Annotated in this window: 12 protein-coding genes; 7 read left to right on the top strand and 5 right to left on the bottom strand. The window is 48.6% G+C overall.

Translation table 11 applies throughout. The features are described from left to right. Positions 1–53 precede the first annotated feature (53 nt). The 3 genes from CRO03_RS07895 to CRO03_RS07885 form a co-directional block, all read right to left on the bottom strand. Positions 54–419, bottom strand: coding sequence for a hypothetical protein (locus tag CRO03_RS07895; protein WP_097111080.1), 366 nt, complete (start codon positions 417–419; stop codon positions 54–56). Positions 420–597: 178 nt separating this feature from the next. Beyond that, positions 598–1,245 carry a hypothetical protein gene (locus tag CRO03_RS07890; RefSeq protein WP_097111079.1) on the bottom strand — a complete coding sequence of 216 codons (648 nt, stop codon included), beginning with the start codon at positions 1,243–1,245 and terminating at the stop codon, positions 598–600. A gap of 27 nt (positions 1,246–1,272) precedes the next feature. Beyond that, positions 1,273–2,976, bottom strand: coding sequence for a phosphate ABC transporter substrate-binding/OmpA family protein (locus tag CRO03_RS07885; RefSeq protein ID WP_212682385.1), 1,704 nt, complete (start codon positions 2,974–2,976; stop codon positions 1,273–1,275). A 117-nt stretch (positions 2,977–3,093) separates the two neighbouring features. On the opposite strand from CRO03_RS07885, the gene CRO03_RS07880 reads away from it, so the two are divergent. Then, positions 3,094–3,393: a 5-fold beta-flower protein gene (locus CRO03_RS07880; protein ID WP_097111077.1), complete on the top strand. Its 300-nt coding sequence runs from the start codon at positions 3,094–3,096 to the stop codon at positions 3,391–3,393. 20 nt (positions 3,394–3,413) lie between these two features. Here the strand turns inward: CRO03_RS07880 and CRO03_RS07875 are convergent, their stop codons facing one another. Continuing rightward, positions 3,414–4,052 (bottom strand): hypothetical protein, encoded by a 639-nt coding sequence (locus tag CRO03_RS07875; protein WP_097111076.1) that lies wholly within the window; start codon positions 4,050–4,052, stop codon positions 3,414–3,416. 205 nt (positions 4,053–4,257) lie between these two features. Here CRO03_RS07875 and CRO03_RS07870 point away from each other — a divergent pair, with 205 nt between their 5' ends. The 6 genes from CRO03_RS07870 to CRO03_RS07845 all read left to right on the top strand — a co-directional run bounded on the left by CRO03_RS07870 (position 4,258) and on the right by CRO03_RS07845 (position 14,943). Continuing rightward, positions 4,258–4,677, top strand: a complete 420-nt coding sequence (locus CRO03_RS07870) for a secondary thiamine-phosphate synthase enzyme YjbQ (RefSeq protein WP_097111075.1) — start codon at positions 4,258–4,260, stop codon at positions 4,675–4,677. Positions 4,678–5,065: 388 nt separating this feature from the next. Continuing rightward, positions 5,066–7,423, top strand: a complete 2,358-nt coding sequence (locus CRO03_RS07865) for a heavy metal translocating P-type ATPase (protein WP_097111074.1) — start codon at positions 5,066–5,068, stop codon at positions 7,421–7,423. 302 nt (positions 7,424–7,725) lie between these two features. Further along, complete coding sequence (locus CRO03_RS07860) at positions 7,726–10,413, top strand: TonB-dependent receptor (RefSeq protein WP_097111073.1); 2,688 nt, start codon at positions 7,726–7,728, stop codon at positions 10,411–10,413. Positions 10,414–10,482: 69 nt separating this feature from the next. Next, a complete protein-coding gene (locus CRO03_RS07855) occupies positions 10,483–13,014 on the top strand; it encodes a glycoside hydrolase family 3 protein (RefSeq protein WP_097111072.1) in 2,532 nt (843 codons plus the stop codon). Between the two features lie 64 nt (positions 13,015–13,078). Beyond that, positions 13,079–14,140, top strand: a complete 1,062-nt coding sequence (locus CRO03_RS07850) for a sensor histidine kinase (protein WP_212682383.1) — start codon at positions 13,079–13,081, stop codon at positions 14,138–14,140. Further along, positions 14,137–14,943 (top strand): LytR/AlgR family response regulator transcription factor, encoded by an 807-nt coding sequence (locus CRO03_RS07845; RefSeq protein ID WP_097111071.1) that lies wholly within the window; start codon positions 14,137–14,139, stop codon positions 14,941–14,943. Before CRO03_RS07850 ends, CRO03_RS07845 begins: the two co-directional genes overlap by 4 nt. Positions 14,944–15,297: 354 nt before the next feature. Here the strand turns inward: CRO03_RS07845 and CRO03_RS07840 are convergent, their stop codons facing one another. After that, entirely contained in the window at positions 15,298–15,750 is a 453-nt protein-coding gene (locus tag CRO03_RS07840; RefSeq protein WP_097111070.1) for an Hsp20/alpha crystallin family protein, read from the bottom strand. Positions 15,751–15,758: the final 8 nt, after the last annotated feature.

The following is a 15,758-nucleotide window of genomic DNA, read 5'->3' as shown; positions in this document are numbered from 1 at the left end:
CGCCATCTGGGCGCTGTTTTTTCTAAAACCATTTAAGGTTAGCGGTTTTAAACTCAGTTAAATAAATTTTTTAATACTGACATCCGCTCATCTGCTGGCAACGCCACCAGTTTTTGCTCCAGGGTCCGGTTTAAACGAATAACCGAGCCGCGCTGGAAGCGTAACAATTGCTGTCTGGCAATATCTTCCTCTGACACTGATACCGCAGCTTTAACCGGCTGCAGTAACGCACGACATTCTGCCTGAGTAGGCGTAAAACCCAGTTTACGACTGTAGGCAGCTAACGTCATCTCAGTTGCATCGCCGGTAGCCAGTTGGCAATATTCGGTATTCGAATAAGTATAGGTATTGACACTTGCTTCGCTGTTCATCGATACCAGGGCCAGAGTCGCTACTGCAGTTACAATTGCTAATTTCATTTTAAGTCCCACCAGGTTTGTTTTAACTGCGGATAAGAATACAAGCTGAAGGTGACAGTTCTGTGTAAGATAGACGAGATAAATTACAGCAAAAGCATTAGAAATATTTATGCATGAGGTTTGCGACTTTTTTAGTTGAGCCAACCAGTTTGGCACTGATCATAAAAAGCCAGTCAAACTAGCGACTGCCTGACACTCGTTCCTGAATTGTTTTCAGATGAATAATATTCTTATCCTCGTGGCTTTCATTTTGCTGTGGCGAGCGGCTACTGATATGCAGCGCAGCAAGGCGCTCTTTAATTTCTGCCACTGATTTATGTTTTGCTTCAGTTGCTTCAGTTGCTTCAGTTACTGCAGCTGCTTGTAACTTCGCTCTGATCTGTCCCAGTTTATCGGCTGGTTTAGCCACAACACCCAGTTTTTCCAGGGTAAGACCTTCTTCTGCCATCCGTTGTAATAAGGTTTCTGACGGTAAACGCAGGTGTTCACTTAGCGTCTCCAGCAAGTCCCGAACCTCAACCTGTTGCGATAACGTCAACATAGACATTGCCGCAAATAGCTGTTTTTCTACCAGAAATAAGGTTGCAAGGTGAGCGCGCAATACGCTGTCAGAGCTGTGCTGTAACTCTGTATCTGACGTTTTAGTTTCCTCAAACGCACTAAGGCTAAGACCTTCAGAATGCATTTGCGCCAGTAGCGCCGCTGACGGAATTTTTAACTGCACAAATACGCGTTGAATATTGTACTTTACTATCAACGCTTCGTTAGCGCTGAATGCACTGAACACGTGCTGCAGGTTATTAACGTCAGTTAAAATGCGGTACATTGCTCGCTCTCCTGTAATTAAAGGTGCTTACAGCACCCAGACTTCTACCCGGCGGTTACGTTCACGCCCGGCGTCCGTGTCATTATTTGCAACCGGCAGTAGTTCACCGTAACTCTCTACGGCGACAACCGCTATCCCTCTGGCATTCAGCTCCCGCTCTACTGCTTTTGCACGACGAAGTGCAAGTTCAGCGTTTTTAGCAACCGCGCCAACCGCATCTGAGAAACCCATAAGTACCAGACGGCGGCCCCGGTTATTCTCCATAAAGCGGATCAACCGTTCCAAATCACGCTTCCCTTTGTTATCCAGTTCATTTTCGCCGTAGTTAAAGCGGAAGTTGAGTGACAGACGCTGGCCCTGACGCGCATAGTTGTTATAACTTGCAGGTACACCCTCGGCAGGAAAAACCTGCTCAACCCGAATGTTTTGTGAAATAAGACCGGTTTGCTCGACCAATTGCTGTCCCTCATCAGAAATTGCAAATTGGGCAAAGTCTTTTGCCAACTGAGAGGCTGCAGTGGGCGTGTATAAATAAAGGCGGCGGGATAATGCGTAATCTTCGGTGCTTACGGTAAAGCGGGTCGGATAGATGGGCATACTGTCAGCGCCCTCTGAAATCGCCAACGCTTTGTTGTAAGAAATGTAATTAAGCCCGATAAAGCCAATTGCGGCTTCATTCTGCGAAACACTGACAGATAGCTCTGAACTGGACTCAAAGCGTTGTGCCTGCTCACTTAATGTTTTGCCATGTTTTTGCAGCACCAATGTTTTAAACGTGTCGTAAGTGCCTGACTGATCATCCCTGGCCAACACGACAATCGGTTGATCGACACCGCCAAGTTGTGACCAGCGATTTATTTCACCCGAAAATATCTTTGCCAGGGTCTCAGTAGAAATCGCTTTTAACGAATTGTTCTGGTTAACGATTATGGCTAAGCCATCCATCGCCACGATATGTTCATTACCAATTTTACTCAGGTCGCCCAGCGCCGGTTGCAATTTGCGAACTTCATCTGCCGTGATGCGGCGTGATGACATGCCGACATCAGCTTTAGCAGTCGCTAAATCTTTAAATGCCGTACTGGAACCATGAGCATGCAGCTGCACGGCTACCGGTTTCGCAGCTAATGATAAATTTAGCAAGTTTTCGACCGCTGACCCCTGTTGTTGCCAGGAAAGTTCAGTTGCTTGTTGACTGTTAAAAAATGCTTCCAGTAAAGCAGGAGCAAGCTTCTCACCTACGGTGTTGGAACCATGAACCCGCAGCACCAGCTCAGCGGGTAGTTGGCGAATTGCCGGCTCTGCAGCAGGTTGCACAGAAACTGATGCTGATGCCGTTACCGGTGATGTTTTAACCGTCGGCTCTGCATTAGCCGTTTTAATTGTTGGCTGGCTGGTATAGAACCAACTGCCGGCACCAACCAATGTCAGGGCAAGAACACCTGCCGCAATAAGCCAACGGTTCTTAGCCGGTTGTGTTACTTGCTTTGTTGCTGGGGCCTGGGTTGGTGACGTCGTTGGTTTAAGTGCAGAGTCAATAGCCTGCAACAGTGTGCTCAGCTTTGCGTCCTGTAGCTGGCTTAGCTCCAGCACCACCAACTGGCGATACTGCGGATCATCGCGCATTTTATTAGCAGAGACTTGAATGTCATATTCAGCCAGACACAATTGTTCCAGTTGAGTAAATAGTGAATCTATATTAGTTTGTTGGTTTAAATGAGTCGTTTTCACTGAACTTTACTGTCTAAATACAAAGTGAGACGAGTTTAATAACGACAGATTGCAGTATGATTACAGACAATATTGAATAGCATTTATACAACTAATGAATAGTTCAGGAGTGACGGTATGACCGAGCTGAAAAACCTGCAGGGGCAGCTTTTGCTGTCATTATCCGGCCTACAAATCCTGAACCATCAGGGACAAGCTATTGCCGCTATTGAAGACAACAAACTGTTAAATCTGCAAGGGCAGCTGTTAGCGGAGGTAGAGCACGGCGTTGTTTTTCGTCAAAAAGGTTCACCACTGTTACGGATTGAAGGTCAGCGCGTGGTAAGTCTGTCAGGCCATACCATTGCAACCGTTGATGATGGTAGCGAGCAGCAACGGGCTCTGCTCGCTGCAGCCTATTTACTTTTTATGCAGTAAGAGTGATAAGCAGCTAACCGCTATTGAAAATCTGCGGTGTCCAGATACACCTCGGTGGCCTGAATGCCCATAGCATTAAGTTGCTGTATGGCTGTTATGTCCGCTGGTGCCTTTAAAACTAACGGCTGTGGAGGTGCTTGCTCAGTTCGCAGGATCTGGTCGTAACTTGGCTTGGCAGCGATCTGGTGAATTAAAAAGTAGCTCTGGTTAATTTTAACGACGTCATAGCGCGCTTCGGTAGCACTGCCGGGCTGATTTATCGGCCGCTTGTAAAGCTGGCGGGCAAACCTTACCGGAATATCCTCAAACCAGACCCGGCCGTTGCGCTCAAAGTGGTCATAATACACTGCCGCCCGGGCAGTAAAATTCTCACCGTTTATCAGCTTTTGTAAGTCAAATTGCTCTGGCAGCAACGTCAGCTGTTTCTCTGTGCCCAAATAATCGAGCACTGCCTGCTGCGCTTTGGCTGGTAATGTCAGTTGATAAATTAATTGATAATTATGCGGAGGCTGATATAGCGGTAAATGTGACGCCAGCAGAATATCATCTGCTGCAAATAAAACCATACCATGGTTACCGATATAGCTATGCTGATGTTCAGCTGTGAACGCAACCGAAGGCATAAAAATCAGGAAAATCAACATTAAAGCAATACGCATAATATCATCCGTTAAAACAAAATATTGCTATAGTGTAGCGCTTGACCGGCTGAATTCCCATTTTGCGCTTGCTTCAGCAACAGAAAAAACCATAACATTACCGTTTTTGTTATTTAACAATACTGGCGGCGTTTGTGCTGATATTGTCCTTATATCGTGCTGATGTTGTGGTAAGCACTTATCGTTAAAAATAAGAGGAAACACGATGTGGTTGCAAAAAGAGTTGTCATTAAAGGCAAGAGCGCGCGGCTTTCACTTGATAACTAATGAAATACTCCGTCAATTACCCGAGCTGAATGACTTTTCTGTTGGTATTTGCCACGTTTTTATTAAGCACAGCTCTGCATCGTTAACCATCAATGAAAATGCGGACCCGACCGTCCGCCAGGATTTTGAGCAGTTTTTTAACAGAGCAGTACCTGAAAACGAGCCTTATTATATCCACACCTGTGAGGGCAGTGATGATATGCCAGCGCACCTGAAAAGTAGCTTGCTTGGCAGCAGTGTAACCATTCCCATCACCGGCGGTAGCCTGAATCTGAGCACCTGGCAGGGCATATATTTGTGCGAGCACCGCAACCATGCCGGTAGCAGAACCTTGGTTATTACGTTACAGGGTGAATAATAACAGCGGTTGCCGGCTCTTATAACTGCCTCCGCAACAACGTGCGTGGGTTAAATTCTGAATAACCTCCTTTAAATAAGCGAGCCGGCAGGACAAGGGTCGCGGCAGCTATGCTGTGCTAAGTGGGGGGTGCTTGACGATAGCCATTAAAGGCTCACACCTCTGTGCGATAGCAAACATTGATCAGTTTACTTCTCTATGTCGGCAAGCGAACAGATCAAAAAGTGTTCGCAAGGTAGAGTCACTGAGCCGAAAGTAACTACTATGATGAATTCTTCTGGCAATCTGCGACGAGATGCTAAACACACCCCTGACCTCAGTTACTAAGCTATTCTCTATTTGATTGATGCTGTTTAGGGTTATGCCGACAGAAAAAAGGGAGATCACCATGACAGAAGAGCAACAGGACTATAAACGGGACGCTGAACAACGCAACGAGACTGCAAAGGATCCTGTGTGCGGTATGTCAGTTGAAACGCAGAGCGCGAAGTATCATAGCGAACTTCGCGGGACCAGATGGTATTTTTGCTCAGTACGCTGTCAGACAAAGTTCGAGGCAAACCCTGATCAATTCCTGAACCCAGAGAATAAGCCAGCGGAGCCAATGCCTGCAGGCACAACTTACACTTGTCCGATGCACCCGGAAGTACGGCAGCAGAGCCCCGGTGACTGCCCAATCTGTGGTATGGCGCTGGAGCCAGAAGAAGTCACCCTGCAAGACGGGCCCTCTGCAGAGCTGCAGGATATGACCCGCCGTTTCTGGATTGGCCTGGTGTTAACCCTGCCGGTATTTATGCTGGAAATGGGCGGCCATTTAATTGGCCTTGACCATATTGTCTCGCCGCAGCTTTCTAATTGGATCCAGCTGGCGCTGGCCACTCCCGTTGTGCTTTGGTGTGGCTGGCCTTTCTTTGTCAGGGGTTGGAAATCGGTCGTTAGTCGCAACCTGAATATGTTTACCTTAATTGCTGTCGGTACCGGTGTATCGCTGATTTATAGTTTGGTAGCGACCCTGGCACCTCAGGTGTTCCCCGCTACTTTTCGTCTGGCAGACGGTTTAGTGGCGGTGTATTTCGAAGCAGCCGCTGTCATCGTGGTGCTGGTGTTGCTGGGGCAAGTGTTGGAGCTGCGAGCCAGAGAGAAAACCTCGGGCGCGATTAAAGCCCTGCTCGGGCTCTCTCCGGCCAGCGCGCGCAGATTAGATGAGCAAGGGGCTGAAACTGACGTCGCCCTGGAGCAGGTAAAGGTTGGGGATCGGCTCAGAGTGCGCCCAGGCGACAAAATACCGTTAGATGGCGAGGTGCTTGAGGGCCGCTCAAATGTCGATGAATCTATGGTCACCGGCGAGCCACTGGCAGTCAAAAAAGAAGTGGGGGCTTTGGTAATTGGTGGCAGCATTAACCAGCAAGGCAGCTTTATTATGCGCGCCGATAAAGTGGGCCGCGATACCATGTTATCCCGGATTGTCCAGATGGTCGCCAGTGCTCAGCGCAGTCGTGCGCCTATTCAGGGGCTGGCCGATAAAGTAGCGGGATGGTTCGTGCCTGTTGTTATCGTTATTGCCCTGATTGCCTTTGTTACCTGGTCGCTGCTGGGGCCAGCACCTGCGCTGACCTATGGCCTTATCGCCGCGGTCAGTGTGCTGATTATTGCCTGTCCTTGTGCCTTGGGTTTAGCCACGCCAATGTCAATTATGGTGGGTATCGGGCGGGGGGCGCAAAGTGGGGTGCTGATCCGCGATGCCGAAGCGCTGGAGCGGTTGGAAAAGGTCGACACTGTGGTAGTGGATAAGACCGGCACCCTGACCGAAGGAAAGCCCCAGTTAACTAAACTGGTGCCCGTCGAAGGCTTTACCGAACAGAGTTTAATGCTGTTAGCCGCTGGGCTCGAAAAACACAGTGAGCACCCGTTGGCTCAGGCGATCCTGGAAAAAGCAAAAGAGTTAAATCTGACACCGCCAGACGCAGCAAACTTTGATTCCCCCAATGGTAAAGGGGTTAGCGGCAGCATTGATGGCCAGCGGGTATTGCTGGGTAACCGTTTGTTGATGCAGGCGGAAAACGTCGATACCACTGGCTTTGATGATGAAGCTGAGCAGCTACGGATGGACGGCGCAACGGTTATTTTCGCCGCGGTAGAGGGCAAAGTGGCTGGTGTGCTGGCCATTGCGGACCCCATTAAAACAACCACTGCGGCCGCTATTTCGGCGCTGCAAAAGGACGGGATCCGGGTGGTGATGCTAACGGGTGATAACCGTACTTCAGCAGAAGCGGTGGCCCGTAAACTTCATATCGACGAGGTTGAAGCGGAAGTGCTGCCTGAAGATAAAGGCAAGATTATTCAACGCCTGAAAGACGAAGGGCGGATAGTGTTAATGGCCGGCGATGGCGTGAATGATGCACCGGCGCTGGCAACCGCTGATGTTGGCGTAGCAATGGGAACCGGCACCGATGTCGCCATCGAGAGTGCAGGTATCACCTTGCTAAGGGGTAACTTGATGGGCATAGTTGAAGCCCGGGCTTTATCTTTGGCGACCATGCGCAATATCCGCCAGAATTTGTTTTTTGCCTTTTTCTATAACGCAGCAGGCATACCCATTGCAGCCGGCGTGCTGTATCCCTTTGTTGGGATATTGTTATCACCGATTATTGCCGCGGCAGCGATGTCATTGTCGTCAGTCAGCGTTATTGCTAACGCGCTGCGGCTGCGGGTTATTACGTTAAACTCAGACAGCAAAAAAGAATGATTTTCAGGCATGCCTGTTGGTCCGGTGCATATCCGTGCTTTGCTTGATACCCGACGCCAATAGACACAACAACGCTGCCCCGGTTTGTAACCTGAGCGGCGTTTTCTTTGAGTTATTTACTGCCTCTGCTACGCTCGCCCCCCTTCCCATAGCAGAAATATCGGGTTGTATTACCAGCGGTTCGCTTTACCGAAATGATATAGCCTTTGCTTAGATGACCAGACTAAAGTGCTTAAAAAAATAACAACAGCAGGATAGTTATACCTGCAAAAAAACAAAGCACACTTGGGAGAGGGTTAGACATGCGAAAGCTCAATACGATTACGATAGCCATTTTAATGGCGTTTTCATTGCCGGCAGTAGCGCAGGAAACTGAGCAGGCGTCAGATGAAAAAACAACAAAAGCTGGCGGCAACGACGTTGCAATAGAAGTAATTTCGGTTACCGCAACTAAGCGTAAAACCAAGCTTATGGAAACACCGGTTGCTATATCAGCACTGAGTGAAGAACAGTTGCGGCAAAGCGGGGTTAATAACGTCAAAGATATCGCCGACTTAGTGCCGGGCCTTGATATTTCTATGGCCACTGATCAGGCCGCACCGGTTATTACGATGCGGGGAGTGCGCTCTACCAATATTACCGAGTTGGGCGATCCAGCAGTTGGCGTGCACTTAGATGGTATTTACTCGCCACGGATGCAGGGCGCGCTGGCATTGATGTACGATGTCGAGCGGGTTGAAGCGCTGCGCGGGCCACAGGGAACCTTGTTTGGTCGCAACTCTACGGTTGGCAGTATTAATGTTATTTCAGCCAAGCCTGATTTCAGCGGTTTTGCCGGTAATATTAATGCTGAGGCAGGCAGATTTAACAGCAAAAACCTCGGCGGTTTTGTCAATATTCCGCTAAGTGACGAGTTTGCAGTGCGTGTTGCGGCAAAAGGCTTAAAACGCGACTCTTATCTGGAAGGCTATTGGGATCCAAACCAGTACGATACGCGCCGCCTGAGTTCCGAAGTACTGAATGCGCCGGTGATTTCTGAAGACTCTTATCAGGGTATTGGCTCTACTGTGACACAACGGGAAAACTGGTGGATAGATGGTGCCGGCACCGACCCTGAAGCACAGCGGGTGCGTGCGCTTACCCCAGCAGACAAGAAAGATTTTTATAATAATGCTAACGAGTATTCATTTCGGATCAGTACTTTATGGCAACCGGCACATGGGCTCTTTAGCAACCATACCGTTTTTCAGCACTATGTGAACGACAGTGCCGGTTCACTGGATTTGGTAAACTGTGACCAGCTTCGTGGCCGGCCGGCCGAATTTGGAGGTGATTGTTCGTCGTTTTTACCCAGTGACAATACTTATCAGGCGGTGGTTAACGTACCGGGGGAACTGAACCTGGATATTACTTATCTGCGCAACACACTAAACTACAATCTAAATGATGAGTTAAGCCTGGTATGGCAGCTGGGTTATGAGGACATGGCAAGATCGTCCGCTCAGGACAGTGAGACCGGCCTGGACCCCTGGGATGGCGCTATCTATTTCCTTAAAGGTACCGGTGCAACATCTTATTCAACAGAACTTCAGCTGCAGTCTGACGAGTTTGGCGATCTGGTATGGATAACCGGTATTAATTACTTCTTTGAGAAGACCAAAACCCTGGGTTATTACGATAACCCGATGGACGACAAAGCATTCTGGGATCAGCTGGACCGCTCTACCACCGCCTATGCCCTGTTTGGTCAGGCAACTTATAATATTAGTGATGATTTACATGCTACCTTTGGCTACCGCTACAGCCACGAGACCAAGCAGGATAAGGGCGGCCGCACATATCGCTGCTCGAACGCCGATGGGTGCGCGCCGGGCTGGTTAAACCGCAGCGTGCTTAATGCGTTACCGGTTGACTATTTTAATGACCCCGCGCTGTACGCGTCTTATTTTGCCAATGACAACAAAGGCCAGTGGAGCAATCATGACTTCAGAATTGGCCTGGACTACAACCTGAGTCAGGACACCATGCTGTACAGCTATCTGGCATCAGGCTTTAAAGCCGGCGGTATTGGTGATGTATTCGAAGTGGTGAATGACAGGACCGGTGAGGTTAGCCGCTTCGAAACCCAGTTCGATCCGGAAAAAGTGCTGACATTAGAGCTGGGCGCTAAATCAAGTTTCCTGAATAACTCGCTGAATTTGCAAGCGGCATTTTTCTACACCGACTATACCGATATGCAGTACGCCTCTGTTGGCTCCATTGGCAATGTAGAGCGTTTATCGCCGGTTGAAGACGAAAATGGCGCGCCCATTCTGGATGACAACGGCATGCCGGTGCTGGATTTTCAGAACCAACCGGTGATTGCGTATTACACGCAAAACGTACCGGGTTCAACGATCAAAGGCATAGAGTTTGAGTTTGACTGGAAGCCGTATCAAAATGGCCGGATCACCGGCTATGCCACCTGGACCCATGCCCGCGTCAGCGAAGACTGGATCACCAAGTGGGATTACGATGCAGAATATTTGTTTAACTTATCTTATGAAGAGTCCATTGATCCGGAAAACACTCTGCTGACCACCAATCTTAAAGGCAATGATCTGGCTATGACGCCGCGGTTAACCGCTAATATCAGCTATACCCACAGTTTTGATTTAGGCCGCTTTGGCTATGTGCACGGTTGGTTTAATCTGAGCTGGAAAGATAAGTCCTACACCACCATCTGGAACCTGGATAAGCATCTGGATGACATGAACTTCGCGGTAACTGATGAAGCGGCGCAGTACATTACAGATAAACGTGACGCTTACACTATGGTTAATGCCTCATTAAAGTATGAACCGCAAAGCCAGACCTGGTATGCAGAAATGTTTGTCAGTAACGCCACCGACGAATTGGTACAGTACTGGAACAACACCAGCAAAGGCTTTAGTAAAGGCAGCTTTGGTATGCCACGTTACTACGGTATCAGAGCGGGTTTTAATTTCTAAGCGAAACAGCCGCAAACATTGTGCCCAAACCAGTCTGTTGCATGGCTTGGGCACACCAAGGAACCCGTTATGTTTTCATTATCACATGCTGCCCTAGGCAAAACTTTTTTATTTTGCTCGCTGCTGTTTCCGTTGGGCGTCGTTGCTAACGATAATGGCAGAGTCAGCTGGCCCAAAGCCGACTCTGCCTTAAAAACTGACGCCGCGACAGAGCAACAGCTTGATGCCTTGCTGGCAGAAATGACTATAGAGCAGAAAGTGGCACAAATAGTCCAGCCGGAAATTGGTTATCTGAGTGTTGAGCAAATGCGCAAGTACGGCTTTGGCTCTTATCTGAATGGCGGCAACACTGCACCTTATGGCCAGAAGCAGGCCGATGCCAAAACCTGGCTCAGCTATGCCGATGAAATGTATGCCGCCTCGGTTGACAGCAGCGAGGATGGCAGCAGCATTCCAACTATCTGGGGTACCGATGCGATGCATGGCCACAGCAATGTATTTGGCGCTACGTTGTTTCCGCATAATATTGGCCTCGGAGCGGCCAGAGACGCTGATCTAATTCATCGCATTGGCCGGGCTACTGCTAAAGAAGTGGCGGCAACCGGTATTGAGTGGATGTTTGCCCCTACCGTTGCGGTAGTAAGAGATGATCGCTGGGGCCGCACCTATGAAAGTTACGCCGAAGATCCAGAAATTGTCGCCGCCTATGCCGGGCCCATGGTAACGGGTGTGCAAGGGGATATTGGCGATGATTTTCTTAGTTTTTACCACCGTATTGCCACCGCCAAGCACTTTATCGGTGATGGCGGCACTGAAAACGGCATTGATCGGGGCGATACGCTGGCCGACGAGCAAAGCCTGCGTGACATTCATGCTGCTGGTTACTATACGGCTATAAGTAGCGGCGTGCAGTCGGTGATGGCATCCTTTAACAGTTGGAACGGCAAGCGGGTGCATGGTGATCACTATCTGCTGACCGAAGTATTGAAACAGCAAATGGGCTTTGATGGCTTTGTCATCAGTGACTGGAATGCCCATAAATTTGTCGATGGTTGCGATTTGGAGCAATGCGCCGCGGCCTTTAATGCCGGTGTAGATGTAATGATGGTGCCGGAGCACTTTGAAGCCTTTTACCACAATACGGTGCAGCAGGTAAAAGACGGTGTTATTACAAGCGCAAGGCTGGATGATGCAGTAAGGCGGTTTTTGCGTGCCAAAATACGCTGGGGGGTTTTTCAGCGTGGTAAACCCTCAACCCGGCCGGAATCTTTAAAGCCAGAGTGGTTTAATGCGCCTGAACACCGCGAGTTGGCCAGAGAAGCTGTAAGAAAGTCGCTGGTGCTGTTGAAAAACAACGATAATATTTTGCCTGTTTCGCCGAAAAGCCGGGTACTGATTGCCGGTGACGGTGCCGACAATATTGCCAAACAGGCCGGTGGCTGGAGTGTGTCCTGGCAGGGCACAGACAACACCAATGCCGACTTTCCCAATGCTACGTCAGTTTATGCAGGCTTACATCAGCAAATTACCGCTGCCGGCGGTGAGGTAGAACTCAGTGCCGATGGGCAGTACAGCAGCAGGCCGGATGTTGCCATAGTGGTTATTGGCGAAGAGCCTTATGCAGAATGGTTTGGCGATATTCAGCAACTGGAATATCAGCACGGCAATAAGCACGATTTAGCGCTGCTGCAAAAGTTAAAACAGCAGAATATTCCGGTGGTAACAGTATTTTTAACCGGCCGTCCTTTGTGGGTGAATAAAGAGCTAAATGCTTCTGCTGCCTTTGTGGCGGCCTGGCTACCGGGCTCGGAAGGGCAGGGCATTGCTGATCTGTTACTGACCGACAGCAAAGGCAATATTCAGTATGATTTTAGCGGTAAACTGAGCTTTTCCTGGCCCAAATACGATGATCAGTACCTGCTCAATGTGAGCGATGCGCAGTACCAACCGTTGTTTGCTTATGGCTACGGCCTTACTTATGCCGATAACACCAGGCTGGCGCAACTTTCAGAAGTGACCCGGGCGGTACCAACACAACACAGTGGCGAACAGCTGCCACTGTTTGTCAGAAACCTGGCCGATGGCCTGAGTTGGGCACTAACCGACAGCACAACAGGGCCAAAAACGGTTAATACCTCTTCTGCGGTCAGTGGCGATGGTAAAAGTTTATCGATGCAGTCCGTTAATTTAGCCTATCAGGAAGATGGCCGGAGATTTGTCTGGCAAACTGAGGGTGCCAGTGCAACAGCAAGCCTGAGATACACTTCGACACAGCCACTAACTGTGCTTGGTGACAGTAAATTTTTGCAAATGAACATCCGGCTTGATCAAACACCCTCTGCAGATGTCAATTTAGCCCTGATGTGTCAGCAAAAGCAGTGCTTGCGCTCGGTATCGCTGCAACCATTGTTAAGTAGCCTTGAGCGCGGCCAATGGCATACTATAGCACTGCCGCTGCCCTGCGACGGTGCCAAGGCACCGCAAGTTGTAGAGGAAGCCATGCGGCTAAGTACAAAGCAGCAGTTTAGTCTGGCGCTGGCGGATATCGCGCTGGTTAACAGCCTTGCTCAAACAACAAAGGTGCTTGACTGCGGGCAGTAATCAAGGTGATATCGTGCCTGGTATACCCTATGACCGGCACGATATTCAGCGCTAAGGTAGTAAATTGATAAAGCTCGAATCAAAAACCCAGTTGTTCTGGCTTTGCCAGTATTGTGGTTGGGTAGCCTATGCTGTGCTGACCGAACTGATGATTAAAATGCCAGGCCAGGAGCCACTTAGCATTCACCTTCCGCACCTGTTGCTGGATACCTGCTGCGGATTTTTCATTACCTTGCTTCTCAGAGCAGTTTATTCGCGTCTCAGGTTACAGTCTGCCGGGGTGAACATCACTTTGCATATTGTCTGTTTGCTGGCAGCGTCACTGCTGTGGACCCAGTTTAAGTGGCATAGCTTGCAATGGTTTTATGGCAGTTGGTGGCAGCCGATGACCTGGTTTGATTTTGGCACCTGGACATCGGCGTCGCTAACCATGCTGGCAACCTGGACCGCAGGTTATTATGGTATAAAAATCTACCTGGATAATGCTGAGCAAAAGCATAAAGCGGCTGAAGCACTGCATCTGGCCAAAGAGTCGCAGTTGAAGATGTTACGCTACCAGCTTAACCCGCATTTTATGTTTAACAGCATTAATGCTATTTGTACTCTTATTCTTAAACAACATAACGCCAATGCGGTCGCTATGCTGGAAAAACTCTGTGATTTCCTGCGCTACAGCTTATACACTGACCCGTTAGAAAAAATTACAGTACAGGAGGAAATGGCACTACTGCAAACGTACCTTGATATTGAGCAGTGCCGCTTTCAAAGTGAACTGAATGTACGCATTCATGCTGACAAACCCTGCCATACCGCCCTGATGCCATCGTTGTTGCTGCAGCCACTGGTTGAAAATGCGTTAAAACACGGTATCGGCCAAAAGAGTCACATTGCAATTACTATTAACTTTAGTTGTGATGATAGCCAGTTACATATCAGAGTTAGCGATACCGGTACTGGTTTTAACCTGTCAGAGCCGGCCTCGCGTGGCATTGGCATTAAAAATTGTCAGGACAGACTGCAATTAATTTATCCCGGATCCAGTTGTTTCATGCTTGGCAATGATGACAACGGCGGTGCATGGGTAAATATGTCAATTCCGCTGGAATTGTCAGAGAGGTTGAAATGAAGCAGCTGAACACCTTGCTGGTAGACGATGAATACAGTGCTATCGAGGGGCTGACTATCCGGCTCGCTGCCTTTCCCCAGATAAACATCGTTGGCCATGCGCACAGTGTTGACGAAGCCATGGTATTAATCAGTAAAACGATACCGGATTTGATTTTCCTCGATATTGAAATGCCCGGCAAGTCAGGCTTTGAACTAATCAAGCAACTACAGCCAGAGTCTTGTCCGGCAGTAATTTTTGTTACCGCTTTTCATCAATATGCGGTGAAGGCATTTGAAGTGCGGGCGTTGGATTATTTGCTCAAGCCGGTTAAAAAAGAGCGTCTGGCAGAGGCTATCGCCAGAGTATCATTGCGTCTGGATAGACCAGACAACAAACAACATATGCTGGAAGTGCGGGATATTCTGCTAAATGGCAATAGTGCCCAGCAAAGTGAGCCTGGCAGTGGCTACCGGATTGAGCAGGAGAAGCTGGTAATTCAGGACGGGCACCACCCGGCGCAACTGATCCCCTATGCTGACATTTTATGGATAGATGCCGCCGGCGACTATATGTGTGTCCACACCCAAAACGACACCTTTGTGATGCGGGCCCGCTTAAAAAGCCTGATCAATGATGTGTTGCCAGACGGCTTTGTGCAAATCCACAAATCAACTATCGTTAATTTGCCACACGTAGCTAAGCTGGAGCCGCTAATGAATTCTGAGTACAACCTTATTTTAGTTAATGATAAATCACTGAAAGTCAGCAGAACCTATAGTCGGCAGCTAAAGCTCAGCTTATCTGGCGACAAAACAGGCTGAGTTGCAGGAAATGTGCTACCGGTAGATCTAACCTGCCTAGATAAAGCAAATATGCTATAACAAAAACGCCGCTCAGCTTATTAAGCTTGAGCGGCGTTTTTGTTTGAATTTATTGGTGTGTCCTCGTGGACTCGAACCACCGTTCCGTATCATGTCAAGCGGGGCGGTGTTCATACCGGGTTCCTCTGTTAAATAGTGTGGTCAGACTATTTGTTCAGTGTAGAGGCCATAGCAATGCCCGACTTGATACACATCAAAGCTGTTGTATGCTTACCTATTCAGAGGTATCAAAAATATAAAGGGTAAAAACAGCAGGAGAGTGCCGCGATGACACTCTCCTTGCAATGGGCAGGACTAGTTTATGGTAATGCTCTTCAGTTCTTTTTTCTTGCCTGGTACTTTAGCCAGATGAATTTGTAACAGACCGTTTTTGCATTCAGCTTTTATATGGTTTTGATCCACATAGTCGGGTAAGCGGAAGCTACGCATAAAACTGCCATAACCTCGTTCCAGCCGATGATAATTGTCTCTTTCATCTTTATGCTCATACTTCCGTTCACCACTAATCACCAGCATATTATCGTTAACTTCAACTTTCAGATCTTTGCGCTCCATGCCTGGTGTGTCTAAACGCACCATTATTTCATGCTCCTTTTCAACGATGTCCATAGCAGGTGTCCATTGGGCTTCTAACGGCAAACCATTGCCGCCATTAAACAATGTATTAAATTTTTCATACAAACTGCCAAATTGGTTAAAGGGGTCCCATTGTGCCAGCGGTCCACCGATTGGTATTAAGCTCATCATTCATCTCC

Source organism: Arsukibacterium tuosuense, assembly GCF_900215315.1.
In the GTDB taxonomy this organism is placed as follows: Bacteria; Pseudomonadota; Gammaproteobacteria; order Enterobacterales; family Alteromonadaceae; genus Alishewanella; species Alishewanella tuosuense.
The sequence above is the reverse complement of the archived record's forward strand: the minus strand, read 5'-3'. Positions and strand labels throughout refer to the sequence as shown.

What these genes read in the sequence shown, in the direction of transcription:
- CRO03_RS07895 (WP_097111080.1), bottom strand. Translation starts at nt 419, where the DNA reads ATGAAATTAGCAATTGTAACTGCAGTAGCGACTCTGGCCCTGGTATCG.
- CRO03_RS07890 (WP_097111079.1), bottom strand. Translation starts at nt 1,245, where the DNA reads ATGTACCGCATTTTAACTGACGTTAATAACCTGCAGCACGTGTTCAGT.
- CRO03_RS07880 (WP_097111077.1), top strand. Translation starts at nt 3,094, where the DNA reads ATGACCGAGCTGAAAAACCTGCAGGGGCAGCTTTTGCTGTCATTATCC.
- CRO03_RS07875 (WP_097111076.1), bottom strand. Translation starts at nt 4,052, where the DNA reads ATGCGTATTGCTTTAATGTTGATTTTCCTGATTTTTATGCCTTCGGTT.
- CRO03_RS07870 (WP_097111075.1), top strand. Translation starts at nt 4,258, where the DNA reads ATGTGGTTGCAAAAAGAGTTGTCATTAAAGGCAAGAGCGCGCGGCTTT.
- CRO03_RS07865 (WP_097111074.1), top strand. Translation starts at nt 5,066, where the DNA reads ATGACAGAAGAGCAACAGGACTATAAACGGGACGCTGAACAACGCAAC.
- CRO03_RS07860 (WP_097111073.1), top strand. Translation starts at nt 7,726, where the DNA reads ATGCGAAAGCTCAATACGATTACGATAGCCATTTTAATGGCGTTTTCA.
- CRO03_RS07855 (WP_097111072.1), top strand. Translation starts at nt 10,483, where the DNA reads ATGTTTTCATTATCACATGCTGCCCTAGGCAAAACTTTTTTATTTTGC.
- CRO03_RS07845 (WP_097111071.1), top strand. Translation starts at nt 14,137, where the DNA reads ATGAAGCAGCTGAACACCTTGCTGGTAGACGATGAATACAGTGCTATC.
- CRO03_RS07840 (WP_097111070.1), bottom strand. Translation starts at nt 15,750, where the DNA reads ATGATGAGCTTAATACCAATCGGTGGACCGCTGGCACAATGGGACCCC.